The organism is Arthrobacter sp. FW306-2-2C-D06B, assembly GCF_021789175.1.
Taxonomy (GTDB): Bacteria; Actinomycetota; Actinomycetes; order Actinomycetales; family Micrococcaceae; genus Arthrobacter.
On sequence record NZ_CP084560.1, the window covers coordinates 2805420 to 2829009 of the forward strand.

At 63.8% G+C, this 23590-nt stretch carries 20 protein-coding genes and 3 tRNA genes; 9 read left to right on the forward strand and 14 right to left on the reverse strand.

Annotated elements, in window-relative coordinates; genetic code table 11:
* Positions 1–7 precede the first annotated feature (7 nt).
* A complete protein-coding gene (locus LFT47_RS13050) occupies positions 8–766 on the reverse strand; it encodes an SDR family oxidoreductase (RefSeq protein ID WP_236811400.1) in 759 nt (252 codons plus the stop codon).
* Between the two features lie 1161 nt (positions 767–1927).
* Between LFT47_RS13050 and valS the strand changes: the two genes are divergently transcribed.
* Together valS and LFT47_RS13060 are read left to right on the forward strand one after the other, a co-directional pair.
* Entirely contained in the window at positions 1928–4549 is a 2622-nt protein-coding gene (gene valS, locus LFT47_RS13055) for a valine--tRNA ligase (RefSeq protein WP_236811402.1), read from the forward strand.
* Positions 4550–4903: 354 nt separating this feature from the next.
* Complete coding sequence (locus tag LFT47_RS13060; protein ID WP_236811404.1) at positions 4904–5779, forward strand: Fpg/Nei family DNA glycosylase; 876 nt, start codon at positions 4904–4906, stop codon at positions 5777–5779.
* A 36-nt stretch (positions 5780–5815) separates the two neighbouring features.
* Here LFT47_RS13060 and LFT47_RS13065 read toward each other — a convergent pair whose 3' ends face one another.
* The 6 genes from LFT47_RS13065 to LFT47_RS13090 form a co-directional block, all read right to left on the reverse strand.
* On the reverse strand, positions 5816–6385 hold the full coding sequence (locus LFT47_RS13065) for a mycothiol-dependent nitroreductase Rv2466c family protein (protein ID WP_236818557.1): 570 nt from the start codon (positions 6383–6385) through the stop codon (positions 5816–5818).
* Between the two features lie 125 nt (positions 6386–6510).
* Positions 6511–7797, reverse strand: a complete 1287-nt coding sequence (gene clpX / locus LFT47_RS13070) for an ATP-dependent Clp protease ATP-binding subunit ClpX (protein ID WP_059389365.1) — start codon at positions 7795–7797, stop codon at positions 6511–6513.
* A gap of 183 nt (positions 7798–7980) precedes the next feature.
* The gene (locus LFT47_RS13075; protein WP_234749864.1) at positions 7981–8640 is read right to left on the reverse strand and encodes an ATP-dependent Clp protease proteolytic subunit; all 660 of its coding nucleotides are present in this window, start codon (positions 8638–8640) and stop codon (positions 7981–7983) included.
* A 36-nt stretch (positions 8641–8676) separates the two neighbouring features.
* Positions 8677–9288 (reverse strand): ATP-dependent Clp protease proteolytic subunit, encoded by a 612-nt coding sequence (locus LFT47_RS13080; protein ID WP_236818559.1) that lies wholly within the window; start codon positions 9286–9288, stop codon positions 8677–8679.
* A gap of 242 nt (positions 9289–9530) precedes the next feature.
* A complete protein-coding gene (gene tig, locus LFT47_RS13085; RefSeq protein ID WP_236811413.1) occupies positions 9531–10898 on the reverse strand; it encodes a trigger factor in 1368 nt (455 codons plus the stop codon).
* 68 nt (positions 10899–10966) lie between these two features.
* Positions 10967–11041, reverse strand: a tRNA-Pro gene (locus tag LFT47_RS13090).
* 154 nt (positions 11042–11195) lie between these two features.
* On the opposite strand from LFT47_RS13090, the gene LFT47_RS13095 reads away from it, so the two are divergent.
* A tRNA-Gly gene (locus LFT47_RS13095) sits at positions 11196–11269 on the forward strand.
* A 68-nt stretch (positions 11270–11337) separates the two neighbouring features.
* On the opposite strand, the gene LFT47_RS13100 is transcribed toward LFT47_RS13095, so the two are convergent.
* From LFT47_RS13100 to LFT47_RS13110, 3 genes are all read right to left on the reverse strand, one after another.
* Positions 11338–12240 carry an Fpg/Nei family DNA glycosylase gene (locus LFT47_RS13100; RefSeq protein ID WP_236811415.1) on the reverse strand — a complete coding sequence of 301 codons (903 nt, stop codon included), beginning with the start codon at positions 12238–12240 and terminating at the stop codon, positions 11338–11340.
* The gene (locus tag LFT47_RS13105; protein WP_236818562.1) at positions 12240–12680 is read right to left on the reverse strand and encodes a ribose-5-phosphate isomerase; all 441 of its coding nucleotides are present in this window, start codon (positions 12678–12680) and stop codon (positions 12240–12242) included. The genes LFT47_RS13100 and LFT47_RS13105 overlap by 1 nt, the downstream gene beginning before the upstream one ends.
* 167 nt (positions 12681–12847) lie before the next feature.
* The gene (locus tag LFT47_RS13110; RefSeq protein ID WP_236811417.1) at positions 12848–13849 is read right to left on the reverse strand and encodes a hypothetical protein; all 1002 of its coding nucleotides are present in this window, start codon (positions 13847–13849) and stop codon (positions 12848–12850) included.
* A gap of 137 nt (positions 13850–13986) precedes the next feature.
* Between LFT47_RS13110 and pepN the strand changes: the two genes are divergently transcribed.
* From pepN to LFT47_RS13130, 4 genes are all read left to right on the forward strand, one after another.
* A complete protein-coding gene (pepN, locus tag LFT47_RS13115) occupies positions 13987–16548 on the forward strand; it encodes an aminopeptidase N (protein WP_236811419.1) in 2562 nt (853 codons plus the stop codon).
* A gap of 98 nt (positions 16549–16646) precedes the next feature.
* Positions 16647–17126, forward strand: coding sequence for an OsmC family protein (locus LFT47_RS13120; protein ID WP_236811421.1), 480 nt, complete (start codon positions 16647–16649; stop codon positions 17124–17126).
* Positions 17127–17273: 147 nt separating this feature from the next.
* Positions 17274–17999, forward strand: coding sequence for a mechanosensitive ion channel family protein (locus LFT47_RS13125; protein ID WP_236811423.1), 726 nt, complete (start codon positions 17274–17276; stop codon positions 17997–17999).
* A 1-nt stretch (position 18000) separates the two neighbouring features.
* Entirely contained in the window at positions 18001–18474 is a 474-nt protein-coding gene (locus LFT47_RS13130; protein ID WP_272909583.1) for a globin, read from the forward strand.
* Between the two features lie 56 nt (positions 18475–18530).
* Here LFT47_RS13130 and LFT47_RS13135 read toward each other — a convergent pair whose 3' ends face one another.
* Complete coding sequence (locus LFT47_RS13135; RefSeq protein ID WP_236811425.1) at positions 18531–19205, reverse strand: hypothetical protein; 675 nt, start codon at positions 19203–19205, stop codon at positions 18531–18533.
* Positions 19206–19268: 63 nt separating this feature from the next.
* On the opposite strand from LFT47_RS13135, the gene tesB reads away from it, so the two are divergent.
* Entirely contained in the window at positions 19269–20177 is a 909-nt protein-coding gene (gene tesB / locus LFT47_RS13140) for an acyl-CoA thioesterase II (RefSeq protein WP_236811426.1), read from the forward strand.
* A gap of 91 nt (positions 20178–20268) precedes the next feature.
* Here the strand turns inward: tesB and ettA are convergent, their stop codons facing one another.
* The 3 genes from ettA to LFT47_RS13155 all read right to left on the reverse strand — a co-directional run bounded on the left by ettA (position 20269) and on the right by LFT47_RS13155 (position 23208).
* Positions 20269–21951, reverse strand: coding sequence for an energy-dependent translational throttle protein EttA (gene ettA, locus LFT47_RS13145; RefSeq protein ID WP_236811427.1), 1683 nt, complete (start codon positions 21949–21951; stop codon positions 20269–20271).
* A gap of 47 nt (positions 21952–21998) precedes the next feature.
* A complete protein-coding gene (locus LFT47_RS13150) occupies positions 21999–22268 on the reverse strand; it encodes a DUF6993 domain-containing protein (RefSeq protein WP_236811428.1) in 270 nt (89 codons plus the stop codon).
* 373 nt (positions 22269–22641) lie between these two features.
* A complete protein-coding gene (locus LFT47_RS13155; RefSeq protein WP_236811438.1) occupies positions 22642–23208 on the reverse strand; it encodes a single-stranded DNA-binding protein in 567 nt (188 codons plus the stop codon).
* Positions 23209–23426: 218 nt separating this feature from the next.
* On the opposite strand from LFT47_RS13155, the gene LFT47_RS13160 reads away from it, so the two are divergent.
* Positions 23427–23499, forward strand: a tRNA-Arg gene (locus LFT47_RS13160).
* Positions 23500–23590: the final 91 nt, after the last annotated feature.

Here is a 23590-nt window from a genome sequence, read left to right on the forward strand (position 1 = left end):
CGCGACCTTAGCCCTTGCGGATCAACTTGTGGGTAGCAGCCTGCGCCACCGGGCGGACGATGATCTCGTCCAGGTTGATGTGGTGCGGCACTGAGACCGCGTACTTGACGACGTCGGCGACGTCCTCCGGCGTGAGCGGCTTCTCGACGCCGGCGTACACCTTGGCCGCAGCGGTGGCATCGCCGAGGCGGTTGAGCGCGAATTCCTCCGTGCGGACGAGACCGGGCGCCACTTCGATGACGCGGACGTTGTTCTCGGCCTCCTCGAGGCGGAGGGCACCGGTCATGGCGTGCTGGGCGAACTTGGCCGCGTTGTACCCGCCGCCGCCCTCGTAGGCCGTGAATCCCGCGGTCGAGGTGAGGTTCAAAACTGTTCCCTCGCCGTTGGCCCGCAGCATCGGGAGGAAGGCCCGGGTCAGCTTCAGGGTGCCGAGCACGTTGACTTGGTACATCCAGTCCCAGTCTTCGGTCTGCGCATTGGCCAGGGTGTCCGCACCCCGAGCGCCGCCGGCAATATTGATGAGCGTGTCCGCTCCCCCTGCCTCGGTGACGGCGGAGAGCAGGGCCGCGACGTCGTCGTCGTCGGTGATATCCGCGGCGAACGGCACTGCGCCGCTCTCGGCGCCGAGTGCCTCGAGCCGCTCCGCACGGCGGGCGACGGCGAATACCTTCCATCCATCGGCGGCGAGGGCCCGCACTGTGGCTTCGCCGATTCCCGTGCTGGCGCCGGTCACTACTGCGGTCTTCTTCTGTGCTTCCTCAGTCATGTCACCACCCTATCGCCGTGTCCCCCTCCCAGTTGTCCCACTCGCTGTTTCCCCTGTGCTGGACGTCAACACCTCCGGCACCAGCTATCCCTGCCCTCACCAAGACTGGGACAGATGACGCTGACTTCATCGCCGAGAGTGCCCCGGACACAATGGGAAGCACAGAATTCGGATCTCGGAGAACCCAACGCGCCGGAATACGCACCACTGGGATGCCTTGCATGATTAGGGAATTCCAACGGCTCCGGTCGTTCTCGAATTCCTGTGGCCCCGAATGGAACTTCCGGCCATCAATTTCATACACGAGCCCCCCATTGACGACACCATCCACTCTTCCCACTCCGGCAATCTGTACCTGCGTGTTCACATGGAATCCTGCGTCCTCCAGGGCCAGGCGCGCCAAAGTCTCCGGCATGGACTGTGAATCGGCGCGGATCCTGCCGATCAGAAGGCGGATCCGCCAGTCGTGGGACCCAGCGAAGTGGGACAAGAGGTCCCGCACCATAACCCGTCCGCCTGCAACGGCCCCTTCTGCCACCACCAGTGCCTGCCATGCCGGGACGCACCTGAAGGCCTGGCACACGGCGTCGAAATCTGAGACCACAAGCTGCCTGGCTGAACGTTTGCCGCGGTGGACCACGCAGCCGGGAACCTCCTTGCCGCTGTCTCTGACAACGTGAGGCTTTGCGGCCGACTTCCAGACCCATAAACCCCGTGCCGAGGCCGCAGACACGCATGCCAAGGACACGTTTTGGCCGGCTGCTTTGACAATGTCGGGCCTGGCCGACGGAAGGGCATAGGTACCCCGTGCAGTCTTCACCAGGAGCCCGTGGTCGACGAGGTCCCGGATCTGGAACCGGTCAAGGCCCATCCGCCGTAAATGGCTGAACCGGCATACACCCCAATTACGCTGCATCATTCGCTCAATCTCGTCCATGGCTCAACCGTGATTCACGCCGACCAAGCAATTCCAGCCTTCAACCGCCGTATGTGGACATTCCCCGGGCCGCCTTGTCCCCAGTTGTCCCATCGCCTGTGGCGCCTGTGGGCCCTGTCAACACCATGTACGTCATGCGCCGCCTGGGACGCAGGCAGTGGGACAACTGGGTAAGAGAGGGGGCGGCGGGGCGGGGTGGTGCAAGACCATGAAACAATTGGCCCATGGCTGAATCAACGCAGGGTACAGACACGCCCGCCACCGCCCCCATCAACGTTCCCGACAAGCCGGCCCTTGAAGGCCTCGAGGCTGCCCTGACGCGGCGCTGGCTGGACGAAGGAACCTACAAGTTCAACCCGGACACCACCCGGGAGCAGGTCTACTCGATCGACACTCCCCCGCCCACCGCATCCGGTTCGCTCCACGTGGGCCACATGTTCTCGTTCACGCAGACGGATGTCCAGGCCCGCTACATGCGCATGACCGGCAAGAACGTCTTCTACCCGATGGGCTGGGACGACAACGGGCTGCCCACCGAGCGGCGCGTCCAGAACTATTACGGCGTCCGCTGCGATCCCGCCATTCCCTACAACGCCGACTACCGCCCCCCCGCACAGCCGGCGAAGAACCAGCGCGACTTCGACGTCGTCTCGCGCCAGAACTTCATCGAACTCTGCGAGGAACTCGCCGTCGAGGACGAGAAGGTCTTCGAGAACCTGTTCCAGACCCTCGGCCTGTCCGTTGACTGGGACCTGACGTACCGCACCATCGACGACACGTCCCGGGCAGTCTCCCAGCGCGCCTTCCTCGCCAACCTGAACGCCGGGGACGCCTACATGGCCGAGGCTCCAACGTTGTGGGACGTGACGTTCCGCACCGCCGTCGCCCAAGCCGAGCTGGAGGACCGCGAGGTTGCCGGCGCGTACTACCGCTACCCGTTCTTCACCGCTGACGGCGAGAAGATCTACATAGAGACCACCCGTCCGGAACTGCTCGCCGCGTGCGCCGCGTTGGTGGCAAACCCCGACGACGAGCGCTACCAGCCGCTGTTCGGCAAGACCGTCACGTCCCCCCTGTTCGACGTCGAGCTCGAGGTCAAAGCCCACCCGCTCGCCAAGGCGGACAAGGGCTCGGGCATCGCCATGGTCTGTACCTTCGGCGACCTGACCGACGTCACCTGGTGGCGCGAGCTGCAGTTGCCCACGCGCGCCATCATGGGCCGCGACGGCCGCATCATCGCCGAGACTCCCGAGTGGATCACCACCGACGCCGGCAAGGAAGCCTACGCGGCAATCGCGGGCAAGACGGCCTTCTCGGCCAAGGAGGCAGTGGTTGAGCTTCTCATCGCCGCCGATCTGCTGGATGGCGAGCCCAAGAAGATCACGCACCCCGTGAACTTCTTCGAGAAGGGCGACAAGCCCCTTGAAGTTGTCACGTCGCGCCAGTGGTACATCCGCAATGGCGGGCGGGACGAGGACCGGCGCGAACGGTTGATCGCGCGTGGACACGAGATCGAGTTCCACCCGTCCTTCATGCGCTCGCGCTACGAGAACTGGATCTCCGGGCTGAACGGCGACTGGCTCGTTTCACGCCAGCGCTTCTTCGGCGTGCCGATCCCCGTCTGGTACCCGTTGGATGCACAGGGCAACCCGGACTACGAAAACCCCATCCTGCCGTCCGACGAGTCCCTGCCCGTGGACCCTGCGGCAGACGCGGCCCCCGGCTTCGACGAGGCCCAGCGCGAGCAGCCCAACGGCTTTATCGGTGACGCGGATGTCCTGGACACCTGGGCCACGTCGTCGCTGACTCCGCAGATCGTGGGCGGCTGGAGCCGTGACGAGGAACTGTTCGGCAAGGTCTACCCCTTCGACCTCCGCCCGCAGGGACACGACATCATCCGCACCTGGCTCTTCTCCTCGGCTGTCCGGGCCGATGCCCTGCAGAACAGCGCGCCGTGGAAGCACGCCGCCATCTCGGGCTGGATCCTGGACCCGGACCGCAAGAAGATGTCCAAGTCCAAGGGCAATGTGGTTGTTCCCACCGACGTCCTGAACGAGTTCGGCTCCGACGCCGTCCGTTACTGGGCCGCCTCGGCCAAGCTCGGCGCGGACACTGCGTACGAGATCGCCCAGATGAAGATCGGCCGCCGCCTGGCCATCAAGCTGCTCAACGCCTCCAAGTTCGTGTTGAACCTGGGCGCTACGGAGAACTCGGTTGTCGGCGCGGACCTGTCTGTCCTGAGCAACCCCCTGGACCGGGCACTGCTTGCACAGCTGGCCGACGTCGTGGCGCAATCCACCAAGGCATTCGACAACTACGACTACGCCCGCGCGCTGCAGATCACGGAATCGTTCTTCTGGCAGTTCACAGACGACTACGTGGAACTCATCAAGGACCGCGCCTACGGTGCGGCCGGCGAGACCGAACAGGCATCCGTGCTTGCAGCCCTTGCCACCACGCTGGACTCCTTGTTGCGGCTGTTCGCGCCGTTCCTGCCCTTCGCCACCGAAGAGGTCTGGAGCTGGTGGCGCACGGGTTCGGTCCACCGCGCGGCGTGGCCGGCAGCCGTGGAAATCGTCGACGGCGACACCACCATGCTGGGCACCGTCGGCATCGCGCTGAGCGGCATCCGCAAGGCCAAGTCCGAGGCGAAGGTCAAACAGCGCACCGAGGTCCTCTCGGCCACCATCACCGCTACCGAGTCGTTCGTTGCACAGCTGGAAGCCGGTCTGGGAGACCTCAAGGCCGCAGCCAACGCACAGGAGATCTCACTGGTAGCCGGCGACGGCGAACTGACGGTGAGCGACGTGGTCCTGGCACCTGCCGAGGAGCCCGCCCAGGCGTAGTTTGGACGAGCCCGGGAGTTTCCGGGCAAAAGGGGAAGCCCCATCAGCGTTAGCCGTTGGTGGGGCTTCGACTCTTCGGCTGCCTGGTGACGTCTTGACAGTCTGGCGGAATCCTCGGACTTTCAGGTCTTCCTACCTCGTCACTGGTAGCTTGCATCCAACTTTGCCGAAGGCTGCGTCAGATACATATCACTGAATCTCTGGTTTCCGTGTCCCTCCTCTTTCGAAGTGGGTAACTTCTATTCTTGACCTGCTCCCGGGCCAGCACAACCCCTCTTCCGGAACTACTGGCATGTAATTCGGGACCCTCGTCGCGGGGTTCTGGGCTCGGACGCTTTGTGGCACAGTGTTGCTATGCCAGAACTTCCCGAAGTGGCCGGGCTGACTGCCTTTCTGGGCAGGAATCTTCTCGGTGCCGAACTGACGAAGATCCAGATCACTTCTTTTGCCGTGCTCAAGACAGCCGACCCGCCATACTCGGCCCTGGAAGGGCGCACATTCGCCGGAGTGGAACGCTTCGGAAAATTCGTCAGCCTCGACGCCGAGGGGATCCACTTCATCTTCCACCTCGCCAAGGCCGGGTGGCTCCGCTATACGGAGCAGCCATCGCAGGCCCAGCTGCGCATGGGCGGCAGCAGTATTGCCGCGAGGCTCGGCTTCACCAAGAGCGACGGCTCGACCCACGTCGGAGTGGACCTGACGGAGGCCGGAACGAAGAAGAGCCTGGCCGTGTACGTGGTGCGCGACCCCATGGACGTTCCCGGGATCGCGACACTCGGTCCGGACCCGCTGAGCCCTGCGTTCACCGAGGAAACCCTGGCCGGAATCCTTTCCACAAGCACGCATCAGATCAAGGGACTCCTTCGGAGTCAAAGTGTCATCGCGGGCATCGGCAACGCCTACAGTGACGAGATCCTTCACGCCGCCAGGATTTCACCGTTCGCGATCGCCAAGTCGCTGGACAATGACACCACCCGTGTCCTTTATGAGTCCATCGAAAGTGTCCTGGGTGCGGCTGTGGCCGCCGCCGTCGGGAAAGCCTCAAGCGAGCTCAAGGACACGAAGCGGAACACCATGCGGGTCCACGGCAGGACGGGCCAGCCTTGCCCCGTGTGCGGGACCACCATCCGCGAGGTGTCCTTTGCCGACACTTCGTTGCAGTATTGCCCTGGCTGCCAGACAAACGGAAAGATCCTCGCGGACCGTAGAACGTCGCGGTTCCTGAAATAGCCGGGCCTGCGGTCCAGACGACCGCCACCGCTCAGGCTAGTTGAATTCCGGGCTTTCCGTGCGGCTGCGCTTGAGCTCGAAGAAATGCGGGTAGCCGGCCAACGTGACGGTGGCGTCCCAGATCCGGCCGGCTTCCTCGCCGCGGGGAATGCGGGTCAGGACAGGGCCGAAGAAGGCCGTGCCGTTGACGGCGACCACGGGGGTGCCGACATCCTGGCCCACCAGGGAGATCCCCGATTCGTGGCTGGCACGCAACTGGACGTCGTATTCCTCGGAATCGGCGAAGCGGGCCAACTCGGCCGGTAGGCCGGTTTCAGCCAGTGCCTTGGAGATGACCTCGGCGAAATCCTTGATGCCTTCGTGATGGATGAGGGAACCCATCGCGTCGTACAGCGGCTTGATGTACTCGCCTCCGTGCAGCTCGCGGGCGGCAATGATGACGCGGACCGGTCCCCAGCCCAGCTTCATCTTCTCGGTGTATTCGGCAGGCAGCTCTCGGCCTTCGTTGAGGACAGAGAGACTCATGACGTTCCAGTTGGTCTCGATCCCCCGAACGTCTTCCACTTCGCCGATCCAGCGGGATGTCACCCAGGCAAATGGGCACATGGGATCGAACCAGAAATCAACCTTGTTGGCGGTCTGCTCGGACACAGGGAACTCCTTCGATAGGCGTAAGGGGCGCGGCTCGCCGGACGAAAACGGTGTCCGGCACCAATGATGCCAACCTCAGGCTAGGCGGACTTATTCCGACGCTTCGCAATGACCTCGTGCGCGATCATGGTGGGCTGGCCCTTCTTGTTCACGGCGTCGGCAGTGATGACGACGCTGGCGATGTCGTCCCTGCTGGGCAGGTCAAACATGACGGGCAGCAGCACTTCCTCCATGATGGCACGCAGGCCGCGGGCTCCCGTGCCACGCTCAAGGGCTTGATCGGCAATCGAGTCAAGGGCGTCGTCGTCGAACAAAAGCTCGACGCCGTCCAGCTGGAACATCTTCTGGTACTGCTTGATCAGGGCGTTCTTGGGCTTGGAAAGGATCTGGATGAGCGCGGAGCGGTCAAGGTTGGACACGGTGGTGATCACAGGCAGGCGTCCGATGAATTCGGGAATGAGCCCGAACTTGAGCAGATCCTCCGGCATCACCTCGCCGTAGCTGTCCGCGTTGTCCTTGACCTCGTTGAGCGGGGCCCCGAAGCCAATGCCCTTCCGGCCCGACCGCGATCCAATGATGTCCTCGAGGCCGGCGAAAGCACCGGCGACAATGAACAGCACGTTGGTGGTGTCGATCTGGATGAATTCCTGGTGCGGGTGTTTGCGTCCGCCTTGCGGCGGAACCGAGGCCACGGTGCCTTCGAGGATCTTCAGGAGCGCCTGCTGCACGCCTTCGCCGGACACGTCTCGCGTGATCGACGGGTTCTCGCTCTTGCGCGAGATCTTGTCGATCTCGTCGATGTAGATGATGCCCTGTTCGGCCTTCTTGACGTCGTAGTCGGCGGCCTGGATGAGCTTCAGCAGGATGTTTTCGACGTCCTCGCCGACGTATCCGGCCTCAGTCAGGGCCGTGGCGTCGGCGACGGCGAAGGGTACGTTCAGGCGGCGGGCGAGGGTTTGTGCCAGGTAGGTCTTGCCGCAGCCGGTGGGGCCGATCAGCAGGATGTTGGACTTGGCTATCTCCACGTCTTCGTGGTGTCCACCTTCGCCAAGGCCTGTCTTGGGTGCGTGGCCCGCCTGGATGCGCTTGTAGTGGTTGTAGACCGCGACGGCGAGGGAGCGTTTCGCGGGTTCCTGGCCAATGACGTATTCCTGGAGGAAGTCGAAGATCTCCCGCGGCTTGGGCAACTCGAAGCTACCAAGATCCGATACTTCGGCGAGTTCCTCTTCAATGATCTCGTTGCAGAGTTCGATGCACTCGTCGCAGATGTACACGCCGGGCCCGGCAATCAGCTTCCGAACCTGCTTTTGGCTCTTTCCGCAGAAAGAACACTTCAGCAGATCCGTGCTCTCGCCAATCCGAGCCATGTGGGAATCCCTTCGTTTCATGCGGGTGGTGCAGCCCCGTACCTATCCGCAATTTCGCAAGATCGCAGCGGGGGCGCCACCATGACAACTTCCACTGTAGGACACAATGGGCTGCTTGGGTTGAAACAGAACGCCGATGCGGTCCATATTTCCTGAACCGCACCGGCGTCGAGTTTTGGCCAGTTACCTGGCGATCGCCTGGGGCTTGATCTTGCGGGAATCGAGCACCTGGTCGATCAATCCGTAGTTCATCGCCTCGGCAGCGGTGAGAATCTTGTCGCGCTCGATATCGTTGTTGACCTGTTCCGGCGTCCGGCCCGAGTGCTTGGCCAGCGTGTCCTCAAGCCATGAGCGCATGCGCATGACTTCTGCGGCCTGGATCTCGAGGTCGGAAGCCTGGCCCCCTTGGCCGCCGGACAGCGACGGCTGGTGGATCAGGACCCGGGCGTTGGGCAGGGCGAGGCGCTTGCCCGCGGTACCTGCCGCGAGCAGCACGGCTGCGGCACTGGCCGCCTGGCCCAGGCAAACGGTCTGGATCTCCGGACGAATGTACGTCATCGTGTCGTAGATCGCCGTCATGGCCGTGAACGAGCCACCCGGGGAGTTGATGTACAACGTGATGTCGCGGTCCGGGTCCGTGGACTCGAGCACCAGCAGCTGGGCCATGATGTCATCGGCAGAAGCGTCATCAACCTGCACACCGAGGAAGATGATGCGGTCCTCGAAGAGTTTCGTGTACGGGTCCTGGCGCTTGAAGCCGTAGGGCGTGCGCTCCTCGAATTGCGGGAGGACATAGCGGCTGGACGGGAGATTACCGGCAGACCATCCAAAGTTGTAGTTCATTTTATTGCTCCTGATCTGAATGTTTCTTGCTGCCGGTTACTTCTCGGAATTCGACGAGTTGGCTGTTCCGCCACCGCCGGCCACAGAGCCTGCGTGGGCGGAGATCTTGTCGAAGAAGCCGTACTCGAGCGCTTCGGTAGCCGTGAACCACTTGTCGCGGTCGTTGTCCTTGAGGATGGTCTCCACGGTCTGTCCGGTCTGGTCGGCCGTCAGCTCGGCCATGACCTTCTTCATGTGAAGGATGAGCTCCGCCTGGATCTTGATATCCGACGCCGTGCCGCCGATGCCGCCGGAAGGCTGGTGCATCAGGATGCGGGCGTTGGGCGTGGCGTAGCGCTTGCCCTTGGTGCCCGAGGAAAGGAGGAACTGGCCCATGGAGGCCGCGAGCCCGGTGGCAACCGTCACGACGTCGTTCGGAATGAACTGCATCGTGTCGTAGATGGCCATGCCGGCGGTCACGGAGCCGCCGGGAGAGTTGATGTACAAGTAGATGTCCTTCTCCGGGTCTTCAGCGGAGAGGAGGAGGAGCTGGGAGCAGATCGCGTTGGCGTTCTCGTCACGGACTTCGGATCCGAGCCAGATGATGCGCTCTTTCAGCAGGCGGTTGTAGATGTAGTTGTCCTGGGCCGCTGGATCGACGGTTGCCATCCTGGGCGCCTCTGCGTGCTGTGACATAAGTACTTACCTCTCGCTGGTGACAGGGCCATTGCTGAACTTGCCATCCCTGATCTTCACTACTTGGACACTAACCGTTTTCCACGGCGATTTGTTCTCCCAAATCGCGCTGTTCGCTGACGGCGCACGATTGCGGAAGGGCACACATTCCACGCTCCAGGGGCTTAAACCAAGCCGCCCCCGGATCAAGGATCCGGGGGCGGCTTGAGTTGAAACTAGAACTTCACTGCAGCAGGGTCGTCGCTCGGAACGACAGCCGCTTCTTCGGCTTCTTCGACGGAGGCCTCTTCGCCGGCGGGGCGCACGAAGTCGCTGAGGTCCACCTTGTTGCCTTCGGAGTCGACAACCTCGGCCTGGCCAAGGACGACTGCGAGAGCCTTACGGCGGCGTACCTCGGAAACCATCATGGGAACCTGGCCGCTCTGATCGATGATCTGGGCGAACTGGTTCGGGTCCATGCCGTACTGGCTTGCCGTGCTGACGATGTAGTCGATCAGCTCGTTCTGGCTGACGCTCACCTCTTCCTTGTCGGCGATGGCGTCAAGGATGATCTCGTTCTGGAAGGCGCGCGCAGTGTTGGCCTTGACCTCGGCGCGGTGTTCCTCGGTGTCGTGCTCGCCTTCACCGTGGGCGTTCTCTTGGTTGAAGTGCGCTTCGAGCTGCTCTTCGACCACGGAGTCCGGAACCGGGACCTCGATGAGCTCAACGAGCTTGTCCAGGACCTTGTCGCGGGCTTCGACGCCCTGGCCGACGACCTTGGACTCCGCGGCCTGCTTGGCGAGGTCTTCACGCAGTTCGGCGAGGGTGTCGAACTCGGACGCCAACTGGGCGAAGTCGTCGTTGGCCTCAGGAAGCTCGCGCTCCTTGACGGTCTTGACAGCAACCTTCACCTGGGCTGCCTCGCCGGCGTGCTCGCCGCCAACCAGCGTGGTGTCGAAAATTGCTTCTTCTTCGGCAGAAAGGCCGGTGACGGCCTCGTCGAGGCCCTCAAGCATGGTGCCTGCGCCAACCTGGTAGGACAGGCCGGTGGCGGAGTCGATCTCGGCGCCGTCGATCGTGGCGGTGATGTCGATGGTCAGGAAGTCACCATCGGCGGCCGGGCGGTCAACGGACTTCAGCGTGCCGAAGCGGCCGCGGAGCTCGTCCAGGGCCTTGTCGACGTCGGCGTCGGAGGAATCGGCTGCAGCAACCTCTACCTTGATGCCGGCGTAGTCAGGGAGCTCAACCTCGGGGCGGACGTCGATCTCAACCTGGAACTTCAGTTCGCCGTCGGTCGAGGACGGGTCCGGAACTTCGGTGATCTCAACCTCGGGACGGCTCAGCGGGCGGAGGCCGGCTTCCTGGACGGCAGCCTGGTACCAGCCGTTGAGGCCATCGTTGATGGCGGTCTCCAGGACGTAGCCGCGGCCAACGCGCTGGTCAACCAGCTTGGAGGGAACCTTGCCCTTGCGGAACCCGGGAACCTGGATCTGCGAAGCAACGGTCTTGTAAGCGGCATCGATGCTCGGCTTCAGTTCCTCAAAGGGAACCTCAACGTTGAGCTTGACCCGCGTGGCGGTGAGGTTCTCGACAGCGCTCTTCACAGTCTAAGTACTCCTGGTTTTGTGGGATGGGGTTCTGCCGCGTTCCGGATCGGAACAGGCACACAGAGTCGGGGTGACAGGATTTGAACCTGCGACTTCCTGCTCCCAAAGCAGGCGCTCTAGCCAAGCTGAGCTACACCCCGTGAATGCACAGGACAGTCTACGGGCATCTCGGCGGAGAATGCACATTTGACACTTGGCCCCTGAATTAGGTTTAGTTATATCCGGCTTCAACAGCCGCCGGAAAGATGCGCGGAACACTCCGAGAGATTCAACAGGGTGCATGCAGTCTTGCCCGGGGACGTAGCTTAATGGTAAAGCCTCAGTCTTCCAAACTGATTACGCGGGTTCGATTCCCGTCGTCCCCTCCACAGAACGAAGGGCCCCTCATCGAGGGGCCCTTCGTGTTTCCGCCTGTTTCACCTGCTAGCTCCGGACTTTAGTTCTGGCAGCCGGGGCACCAATAGAGCTTGCGCGCACCGATCTCGGCCATGCCCACGAGTTCGCCGCATCGTCGGCACGGCTGTCCCTGCCGCTTGTAGACAAAGTGCGCCTCGCCGTCGAGCGCTCCGGCGTTCCCACCGCTCCACCAAGCCGGCGAGGTCGTAATAATCCGCCCGTCACGGACGCCGTCGGACATGGTCGCCACGGTGTCATCCCACAGGCACCCGGCGGTTTCGACCTTCAGCGAGCTGCCCGGAGTCCACGGATCAACACGCTGGCGGAACAGCACCTCCGCGCGATAGATGTTGCCGATCCCGGCCACGACCGACTGGTCCATGAGGAGGAGCCCGACGGCGGTCCTGCGTCGCAGCAAGCGGCGGATGAACTCCTCGCGGTCGCCAGGGCGGTTGTGGAGGGGATCGGGACCCAGGCGCGCCAGGACGGCCGCGGCCTCCGCCTCGGTGATCGCCGCGCAGGTGGTGGCGCCCCTCAGGTCCGCCCAGCCGTTCCCTGAAACGAGGCGCACGCGTACGGCACCCACGGGCTCGGGCGGACCCGCGTAGCTGCTTCCGGGGCTCCCTGCGCCGCCGTCTTGTGAGAAGGTCTCGCGTTCGCCGATCCGCCGCGGCGCCCCGATACTCGAGGCCCCGCGGAAGGACTCATCGCCGCCGAAACTCCACGCACCGTAGAGACCCAGATGGACGTGCAGGAGCACCCCATGGTCAAAACGGAGGAAAAGCTGTTTGCCGTGCGCGGTCGCTTCGAGCAGTTCGTGGCGGTCCAAAAGCGCGGCGCCCGCTGCGAACCGGCCTTGGGGACTGGAGACCTCCAGCACCCGGCCGGCGAAAACATCCTGGAACTGGCGTGCCAGGCGATGGATGGAATGCCCTTCAGGCACTACGCAACGATTTCGCCGGTGTTCTCATAGGTGGCGATTTTTCCGATGCGGCGCACGTGGCGTTCGTCGTTGCTGAACGGTTCTTCCAGGAAGGCCTCGATCAGTTCGGTGGCTTCCTCGACGGTGTGCTGGCGGCCTCCAACGGCAACCACGTTGGCGTCGTTGTGCTCGCGGGCCAGTTTCGCCGTGGAGAGGTTCCAGGCAAGTGCGGCCCGGACCCCCTTGACCTTGTTCGCGGCAATCTGTTCACCGTTGCCGGATCCGCCCAGGACGATGCCCAGTGCGTGAACGCCCGCCTCTTGGTCGGCGACTACGGCAGCGGCCGCGTTGATGCAGAACGAAGGGTAGTCATCAAGGGCGTCGTACACCTTGGGGCCGTGGTCAACGACGTCGTAGCCCTTAGCGGTCAGGTGGCTTACGAGGTGGGCGCTGAGCTCCATGCCGGCGTGGTCCGTGGCGATGTGGACGCGGGGTGTGGTCACAGGAAGTCCATTCAGTCTGGCGCGCGAACGCGGCAAAGCCGGGCGCGGCGGTGAGGGATGCGGTTCCTAGGTTACTAGGATCGGGCCCCGGCTCACCTCTTAAGACGAAGCGGGGCCCCTCGGTCTCAGGGGGCCGGAGGCTGCTCGCCGCGCTGGGCACGCGCCGCGACGCGGTTCAGGATTCCTGCGAGCCGGTCCGCCGTGGCGGATGTCCCTGCACTGAACGCCACCCTGCGGCCGCTGACCTGGCGGACGACGACGGCGGGACCGCTGCTGACGAGCATGGCCGTGGCTCCTCCGTGGTGCCGGAGTCCCCACCCGCCGAAGTCGGCGGCCCTGACCTCCTGCGCGGCAGCGCCTGCGATATCCACGGCAGGCACAGTGAGGACCCGCAGAACGCCCGCGACAAAGACCTGCACGCCTCCCCTGTCCGCCCTGACCCGGACGAAGAGGAAACAGGCTCCAATGACGGCGACCACTGCGAGCAATGCGCCCAACCACGGGAGCGCAATCGCGATCAACATGGCGGGGAACAAGGTGGCCACGCAGATCATCACGAACACCGAACTCCGGGCGTGGACCCACAGCAACATGGAATCCTCCGCCAGGCCGGGGTCCTCCGTCCGGATCCTTTCGGCCTCGAGCGCGGCGTCGTCTTCCGGCGTCCAATGGGGGTCGGGCTTGAAAGCCATCATCATGACCACGCCCAGGGGCAGCGCCGCGCCCGCGCCCAGCGCGAGGACCGTGGCGTCAACGTGGGAGCTGCGGGCGTCGGAGAGGCCCGTCTGCCCCACGAGGCCGGCGGCCAGCACGGAGGTGATGAAGAGGGTCACCATCAGGCCCATGCCCATCATGACCCGGCGCATGATCACGGGCCGGGCCAGGGGAACCGCCTGGATGAACACCAGCCAGCCCGCGAGGACCAGGAACCCTCCGCCGCCTAAAACGTAGGCGAGGAACGGCGCGAAGCTGATTCCGCCGTCGGCGTTCCACGCGATGGCGACAGGATCGGGAAGGTTGTTGTGCAACATGAGGGCGCACACGGCAAATGCGGCGGCCAGCAACAGTGGAAATGCCACCGCAAAGCGGAGTGCCCGGAGGTCCAACGAGTCGCGCATCTTTCCCATATTCCAACGCTACCCCGCGCCGGCGACACTGTGATCGAGCTGCCTTGCCAAGGCGGGATCAAGTGAAAGAATGACTTCACAGCGCCGGCGCTGGCTGAAACCAACCGGCTTCTCGACACCATTCTTGGAGGCAAACCTTGCCAGGCCTGAACCTGACGCGCGCCGAAGCCGGACAGCGCGCGGAATTGCTCACCGTGACCTCGTATGACGTCACCCTCGACTTGACGAAGGGCGCCACGGTCTTCGGCTCCACCACGGTGGTGAAGTTCTCCGCCGTCGAGGGCTCCTCGAGCTTTATCGATGCGATCACGGAGACCGTGCACAGCGTGACACTGAACGGCACCGAACTCGATCCGGCAGCAGTGTCCGACGGCGTGCGCATCCAGTTGCCAGGGCTCGCCGCGGAGAACGAACTCAGGGTAGTTGCCGATGCCCCCTACATGAACACCGGTGAGGGCCTGCACCGTTTCGTGGACCCGGTGGACAACGAGGTCTACCTGTACACCCAGTTCGAGGTGCCCGACTCCCGCCGCATGTTCGCTGTCTTCGAGCAGCCGGACCTGAAGGCCGCATTCACGTTCACGGTCACTGCGCCCTCGCACTGGGACTTGATCTCCAACTCACCCACCCCGGTACCCGTGGAAACCACTCCCGGGGACGACGGCGGTGCGCGCTCCGTCTGGCATTTCGCCCCCACTCCCCGCATCTCTTCCTACGTCACTGCCTTGATCGCGGGACCGTACCAATCGGTCCGCAGCAAGGTCACCAGCTCCGATGGCCGCGTCATCCCGCTCGGGGTGTTCGCCCGCAAGTCCCTCATGCAGTATTTGGATGCCGACAACATCTTCGAACTGACCCGCCAGGGTTTTGAGTTCTTCGAGTCCCAGTTCGGCTTCCCGTATCCCTTCGAGAAGTACGATCAGCTGTTCGTTCCCGAGTTCAATGCCGGCGCCATGGAAAATGCCGGCGCGGTGACCATCCTCGAAGGCTACGTCTTCCGCGGCAAGGTCACCGGCGCCCAGATCGAGCGCCGCGCCATTACCGTGCTGCACGAGCTGGCCCACATGTGGTTCGGGGACCTCGTCACGATGCGCTGGTGGAACGACCTGTGGCTCAACGAATCCTTCGCCGAGTACATGTCGCACCTGGCCGCCGTCGAAAACACCGAATTCGACCGGGCCTGGACCACCTTTGCCTCGGTGGAGAAGTCCTGGGCGTACCGGCAGGACCAGTTGCCCACGACGCACCCGATTTTCGCCGAGATCAACGATCTCCAGGACGTCGAGGTCAACTTCGATGGCATCACCTATGCCAAGGGAGCTTCCGTGCTCCGGCAGTTGGTTGCGTGGGTGGGGCCGGAACATTTCATGGCCGGCGTCCGCGAATACTTCCAAAAACACGCTTGGCAGAACACCGAACTGGTGGACCTCATGAAGGAACTCGAAGCTGCCAGCGGCCGCGACTTGGACCAGTGGGGCAAGCTCTGGCTCGAGACTGCCGGCGTCAACACCCTCTCCCCCGAGCTCGGGGTCAACGCGGACGGCACCATCACGTCCTTTGCGATCGTGCAGACGGCTATCGACGAGCAGCCCACGCTGCGGCCGCACCGCCTCGCCGTCGGGTTCTATGACCTCTCAGCCGAAGGCAAACTTGAGCGGACCCACCGGGAGGAGCTCGACGTCGACGGCGCCCGGACCGATGTTCCCGCCCTTGCCGGGATGAAGCGTCCGGACCTGGTCCTGCTCAACGACGACGACCTCGCCTACGCGAAAGTGCGCCTCGACCCCGCATCCTTGGCCACTGCGAAGGCCCACCTGAAGGACTTCGCCGGCAGCCTGCCCCGCACCCTCGTGTGGGGCTCGGCCTGGGATGCGGCCCGCGACGGCGAAACCCCGGCCCGTGGCTACGTCGAGCTGATCCTGGCGAACATTGCGTCCGAGACCGATTCCTCCGTGATCCTGACCCAGCTCCGCCAGCTGGCCACCACACTGACGTACTATGTCGCAGCGGAGCACAAGGATGCGGCCACGGTGGCCGCCGCTGACACACTGTGGGAACTCTCGAGTACCGCGGCGGCCGGATCGGACGCCCAGCTCCAATTCGTGAAGTCCTTCGCGCTGCTAGCCGCCAGCAGCTCCCAACTGGACACGGTGCAGGCGGTCCTGGACGGCAGCACCGTCCTGGATGGCCTGACGGTTGACCAGGATTTGCGCTGGGAACTCCTCACCGCGCTGGTGGTGGGCGGGCGCGAGGGCCAGGACCGGATCGACGCCGAACTTGGGCGCGACCACACGGCCAATGGCCAGAACGCCGCCGCTTTGGCGACGGCAGCCCTTCCCACTCCCGAGGCCAAGGCCGCCGCCTGGAAGAAGATCGTGGTCACGGGCGAGCTCTCCAACGCCATTCAAAGCTCCGCCGTCACGGGCTTCACACGGGTGCCGGACCCCTCCCTTTTGGAGCCGTACGCCGAAGAGTACTTTGAGGCGGTACCTGGGATTGTCGCCAACCGCACCTTCGCGCTGGCCCAGCAAATCGTCGTCGGGCTCTATCCCGCGCAACTGACCACGCAGGCCACGGTTGACCGCACGGACAAGTTCCTCGCCGAACTGCCGGCGGACAGCAGCGCCCTTCGCCGCATGATGCTCGAAAACCGCGACGGCGTTGCCCGCGCCCTCAAGGCCCGCGCGGCGGACGTCTAAGAACGTCGGGAAATCACTGGCAGGCCCCGGTTCCGCTTCAATGGAATCGGGGCCTTTCGGTGTGCCGCCCGGGTAAGCACCGCCGCTAGACTTTCCGCATGAGCCTGGACGAGCACCACTACTCCCTGACCGTGCGCTGGACCGGAAATCTGGGCACCGGGACGTCCACCTACCGCGGTTATACGAGGGACCACGACGTCGTGATCCCCGGCTTGCCCGTCCTGAAGGGCTCTTCGGATCCCACCTTCCATGGAGACCGTAGCCGGTACAACCCCGAGCAACTTCTCCTCACTGCTCTTTCCCAATGCCACATGCTGTCTTTCCTGCATGTCGCGGTCAAACACGGGGTGGTTGTCACCGATTACGTGGACCACGCCGAGGGCATGATGAGGCTCAATCGCGACGGCAGCGGCCAGTTCGAGAACGTCACTTTGAAGCCGCAGGTCACGGTTGCCGATCCTGCGCATGTTTCCCTCGTCGACGAACTGCACCATGAGGCCAACCAGGTGTGCTTTATCGCCCGAAGCGTCAATTTTCCCGTTCTGCATGAGCCGAGCACGACGGTGGCCGCCAGTTAGTCAGGTGTCGAAAAGGCCGTCACGCCAGGAATCACGATGCGTATGCGGCCGCACTACGGCGATAGGGTTGACCGTGGACAAAGTGTTCAGCGCCCGGCAATCAAGGGCCCGGCGAACAATTGGATCCCGTGAGGAGCATTCCCGCATATGAACGTCGCCTCGTCGACCGACAACATCGTGGCCGATGCAGCCAAGATCGATTACGCGTCCATCTTCGTGACGCTGGGCATTGGGCTGGTGGTCTGGGTTGTGGCCCGGTTCATCATTTTGCGCATTACCCGCAGAGTGGCAGAGGGCACCAGCTTCTTCAAGAAACCGCATTTCAGGTGGGTCCAGCCGGCCTTCCGGGCACTCGACCACGAACGGCGCGCCCAACGCGCCCACACCATCGGCTCGCTGCTGACAAGCGTGCTCAGCGTGGTGGTGGTGGTCATCGTCATCATCTACGTCCTCAAATACCTGAATGTGGATATTGCACCGCTGCTCACCAGCGTCGGTATTTTGGGTGTGGCCATTGGCTTCGGCGCCCAACAGCTCATCCGCGATTTCCTGTCCGGCATCTTCATCACCATCGAGGACCAGTTCGGGATCGGCGATGTGATTGTGACCACCGAAGTGATTGGCACCGTTGAATCGGTAGGCCTTCGGATCACCCGGCTCCGGGCGGAGGACGGCGCCATTTGGTATCTGCGCAACGGAGAAATCCTGAGGGTGGGCAACCGCTCGCAAGGCGACTACGTACCGGAAGAACCATCCGCACCGGACGTTCCGCCAGCACCCCCGGGCACTGCGCCCGCCGAAACCGCCTCATCCGGAGCGCCTCAATCTCCAAAGGAATCCCTCAAGATTCAAGAGCAGAAAGCAGGCGAGTGACATGGCCAGCCAACCGGAATCAGCAACGCCGCAGCCGGCCGAACGGCGGCAGTTGATGCAAAACGATCCGTTCAGCCAGCCCGCCTACACCGACAGCTTCTATGAGGCCATCGGTGGCCACGAGACTTTCGTGAAACTCATCGATGTCTTCTACGACGGCGTCGCCGAGGATCCATTGCTCCGGCCCATGTACCCGGAACAAGACCTTGCCCCTGCCAAGCGGAGGTTCCTCATGTTCCTTGAGCAGTATTGGGGCGGCCCGGGCACCTACAGCGAAGAACGTGGCCATCCCCGCTTGAGGATGCGGCACATGCCGTTCCAAGTGACGCCCGAAGCCAAGGACCGCTGGCTCTTCCACATGCGCGCCGCAGTCGATTCGCTCGGCTTGTCGCCGCTCCACGAAGGTACGCTGTGGGACTACATGGAGCGGGCTGCGCTCACCATGGTCAACAGCCCGTCGGTCCAGCAGCCCTGAGCTTGTGGGACGGCGCAGTGTGCCGGCCCGGGGAGTGCCCCGGCCCGGGCCTGGGTTCAGCGGGCTTGGAAGTCCAGTCCTGATCCGGATCGTGCGAGGATGTGGCCCCGGCTGCCGCTGAGCCGGAACCAACGGCCGTTGCGGAAGAGCCGGTGTTCGCCGTCGCCAAGGAAACCGAGCGCCAGGGCCGCGAACGCCGCGCCGGCGGGCACGCCGTCGAGTCCGGGAATCTCCCGGCCCCACACCGCGGCCCTGGCGTTGTTGACGATCAATGCGCCGGGCTGATCGGGAACAATCCCGGCCACCTCGGCAATTCCGGCATTCGCGACTGACCTGAGTTCGGCGTCGGGCACTGAACCCAGCGGCTCCCAGCCGCTGCGGGGCGCCCCGACTCCGGCCCAGGATTCGGAAACGGTCGACGGCGGGATCGGAAGCTCGACGTCGTCGGCACCGGAACGCGCCAGGCGATCCAGGACCGAGGACAGGGTCACGGTGACGTCCGCACGGGCGTCATCGGCGAGGGCGATGGTCCGGAGCCCGAGAATGGTCGGCGTCGACTCGCCCAGGAGGCGCGGCCTCAGGACGCACACGTATGCGGCCAGGACGCGTCCGGACGCCTGCAGCCGGATGGCGCCGTCGTCGATGCTCTTGGCACGAGTGACGTAGGTGCGGAGATCGGCCAGATCACGGGGATCGACGAAATGGAAGGACTGGGTCAGTACATCGGACACATCATTGACTCTACCGGCATGTCCGCGGTTGAGAGGGGTCAGGGGGGCGTCTAGAGTCGAACCATGACTGACGCGCACGCCGGCCTGGAACAGCAGGTTGCCTTGGAGGACCCCACATCCACCCTCATCGAGTTGTTGTCCTTGGCCGACTTCGACGGCGCGAGGACAGCCGAGGACATCTTCCTTGGGCCCTCCCAGAAACAGCCGCGCCACCGGGTGTTCGGCGGGCAGGTGCTCGCCCAGTCGCTCGTCGCCGGTATGCGAACGGTGGAAGACGACCGAACCGTCCATTCCATGCATGGCTATTTCCTTCGTCCCGGGGACGCCAACCAGCCCATCACTTTCAGTGTTGAACGGCTTCGCGACGGACGCTCGTTCTCCGCTCGCCGGGTGCACGCCTACCAGGAAGGTCAACCGATCCTGTCGATGATCGCTTCCTTCCAGACGGAAGCGGAGGGCGTGGAACACCAGTCCTCCATGCCGGCCGGGATCCCGGATCCCGAAACCCTGCCGAGCACCGCTGAACTCCTGCAGAAGTACGACCATCCGCTCGCCCGCCACATGTCGTTCGAGCGGCCCTTCGATGTCCGCCACGTCGATCCCGCAATCTATGTGGAAGCTCCCAGGAACCGGGTCGCCAGCAATGCCGTCTGGATGAAGACCTTTGGCCCGATGCCGGACGATCCCAACCTCCACCTGGCCGCCCTGGCCTATGCAAGCGACTACACCATCCTGGAATCGGTGCTCCGCAAGAACGGATTGAGCTGGATGACGCCGGGCATGAGCGTCGCGAGCCTTGACCACGCCATGTGGTGGCATCGCCCCGTCCGCGTGGATGAGTGGCTGCTCTACGTGCAGGAGTCCCCCAGCGCCCAAGGCGCCCGCGGACTCGCCACCGGCAAGATCTTCAGCCGCGATGGCCAGCATGTCGCCACAGTGGCGCAAGAGGGGATGCTCCGGATCCCGTCTTAGCGGCCCGCGGCGCTGCCACATTCATCTAAACAGGAAGGCCGGCGCCCCGGAGAAATATCCAGGGCGCCGGCCTTCTTTGCTGCCGTCCGCTTTAGTCGCGGGTCAGCTTGCGGTGCGTGACACGGTGCGGCTTGGCCGCGTCCGCGCCAAGGCGCTCCACCTTGTTTTCCTCGTAGGACTCGAAGTTACCCTCGAACCAGTACCATTTCGACGGGTTCTCCTCGTCGCCTTCGTAGGCCAGGATGTGGGTGGCAACCCGGTCGAGGAACCACCGGTCGTGCGAGACCACCACGGCACAGCCGGGGAACTCGAGCAAGGCGTTCTCAAGACTGCTGAGGGTTTCGACGTCGAGGTCGTTGGTGGGCTCGTCAAGAAGGAGCAGGTTTCCGCCCTGCTTGAGGGTCAGTGCCAGGTTCAGGCGGTTACGCTCACCACCGGAGAGCACCCCGGCCTTCTTCTGCTGGTCCGGTCCCTTGAAGCCGAAGGCCGCGACGTAGGCGCGGGACGGCATTTCAACATGGCCGACCTGGATGAAGTCCAGGCCGTCTGAGACAACCTCCCACAGCGTCTTGTTGGGGTCGATGCCGCCACGGCTCTGGTCGGCGTAGGAGATCTTGACCGAGTCGCCGATCTTGAGGTCGCCGCCGTCGAGCGGTTCCAGCCCGACGATGGTCTTGAACAGCGTGGTCTTGCCCACGCCGTTCGGACCGATGACGCCGACGATGCCGTTCCGGGGCAGCGTGAACGAAAGCCCGTCGATCAGGGTCCGGTCCTCGAAGCCCTTCTGCAGGTTCTTGGCTTCCAGGACCAGGCCACCCAGACGCGGTCCCGGCGGAATCTGGATTTCCTCGAAGTCGAGCTTCCTGGTGCGGTCAGCCTCGGCTGCCATTTCCTCGTACCGGGCCAGACGGGCCTTCGACTTGGTCTGGCGGCCCTTGGCGTTGGAGCGGACCCATTCAAGCTCCTCGGTGAGGCGCTTGGCCTGCTTGGCGTCCTTCTTGCCTTGGATTTCGAGGCGGGCGCGCTTCTTCTCCAAGTACGTGGAGTAGTTGCCTTCATAGGGGTAAAGGCGGCCACGGTCCACTTCACAGATCCACTCGGCGACGTGGTCCAGGAAGTAGCGGTCGTGAGTGATGGCGAGGACGGCACCGGGGTAGGAAGAGAGGTGCTGCTCCAGCCACAGGACACTTTCTGCGTCCAAGTGGTTGGTGGGCTCGTCAAGGAGCAGGAGGTCGGGCTTCTGCAGGAGGAGCTTGCAGAGCGCCACGCGGCGGCGCTCACCGCCGGACAGGACAGTCACATCGGAGTCGCCCGGCGGGCAGCGGAGCGCGTCCATGGCCTGCTCGAGCTGGGAATCGATGTCCCACGCATCTGCAGCGTCGATGGCTTCCTGAAGGTGGCCCATTTCCTCCAGCAGGGTGTCGTAGTCGGCGTCCGGGTTGGCCATCTCCTCAGAAATCGCGTTAAAGCGCTGGATCTTCGAGTAGATCTCGCCCACGCCTTCCTGGACGTTGCCCAGGACGGTCTTTTCCTCGTTCAGGGGCGGCTCCTGCAGGAGGATGCCCACGGAGTAGCCGGGGCTGAGGCGGGCTTCGCCGTTCGACGGGGTGTCGATACCAGCCATGATCTTCAGGATCGTGGACTTGCCGGCTCCGTTCGGGCCGACGACGCCGATCTTCGCGCCAGGGAAGAACGACATGCTGACATCGTCCAGGATTAGTTTTTCGCCAACGGCCTTGCGAGCCTTGGTCATCGTATAAATGAATTCCGCCATGCCGTTAAATCTAATGGGTGGCACGGCATAACTCACATTCGGCCTGGCTAGCGGGAATCCCCGACGAAGCATTTGCCGCTGGCCAACACGGGCAGGACCGACACCGAAACCTGGCCGTCCCTGATCTCGCCCATGACGCAGTCCTTGTCGAGCCTGGCGGCGGCCTCGATAGCGTCGACATCCAGTCCCGTCGGTGTCTTGCTCGTGGATACCTCCACAGCAGACGCGGGGATGCCGGCCGAAACGAGTTGCGATCGCAATGCGTCCTGTGCCGGTTTGGGGGTGGCGGCGGCAATGGTTTTGAGTACGGACTCCATAGTCTGCTTCAGGGCAGCGGTTCCCGGTCCGAGCGGAGCCGATGCCGACGGGCTTCCAGCACCGGGTGTGGCAGTGGGAGTAGCACTGGCCATACTCGATGGGGCAGGCGACGAAACACGCGTGTTTCCTGACACCACGGGAGCAGGCGCCGTGCAGCCGGCCACCAGCCCGGCCACGAGTAACGGCACCGCAAGCAGCAAACCCGGGCTCCCGGCCGCGTGGCGGCGTCCTAATGGCTTTTGCGGCATTCCCCTGCTCATCACCCGGCTATTCTGCCACGCGGCGTACTACCGGCCGCGCCGCATGGCATCCGCGGAGGTCCGCGGCATCCACTGTTTCAGGCCCCGGCATCATTTCAGGCCGCGCGGGCATTCAGGCCTGCGCGTCGACAAGTTCTCCCGTGTGAGCATCAACGAGAACCGGCTCGTCACCTTCTCCGGCCGAAAAGATAACTTCCCGCTCGGTTGCGGCGCTGCCGTCCTCGTCGTCGTGCGGGCCGTCTTCACCCTCTTCTTCGGCCGCGGGCCACGGGTTCTCCGGTTCCGCTTCAGCGGCCGCGGGCGTGCTTTGCGGGCCGGTGCCACCGGTGGTCCGGATGAAGTTCGCCGAGCCCCACATGAGGTCGTGCCCCACCGTTTCGGCGACGATTTCGGCAACGTGGTAGATCTTGCCGTCGTGTTCCCATTGCCTCAGCTTGAGTTTTCCGACCACGATGACCCGCTGGCCCTTCTTGACGCTGCATCCGATGTTTCCCGCGAGATGCCTGAATGCCTGGACGCTGAACCAATTGGTGTTGCCATCCACCCAGACATCGTTCGCGCGGTCGAACCTGCGCGCCGTGGAGCCCAGTCGGAACGAGGCCGTCCCCGTCCCGCCCGGTGTCGTCGAACTCCTGGGTTCCGTGGCAACGAATCCCCGGACGGTGATGATGTCATTCATGGTTTTGTCCTAACGTGAGTTGAGCTGCCTGCCTGGCTCTTTCAGCTTCACGTGCCGCGGACTTCCGCGGCAGAACCCAGTTCACGTATGTGGATAGCCCCACGCCATGGCCGCCTGTGGGGGAAGAGTCGAGGTCAAAACCGAGCCGGCTTCACAGGCAGCCGCCGCAATGTAAACTCTTGATGGCGCCTCAGCCACGTGCTGTGCGTGCGTCGCCTGCCTCGGTAGCTCAGAGGATAGAGCAGGAGCCTTCTAATCTCTTGGTCGGGGGTTCGATTCCCTCCCGGGGCACGCAAAGAGCGGCTCTGAACTGCGCAAACGTAGTTCAGGGCCGCTCTTGCTTTCCTCAGGCCGCGAAGACAACGGCCACGCGGACGCCAGC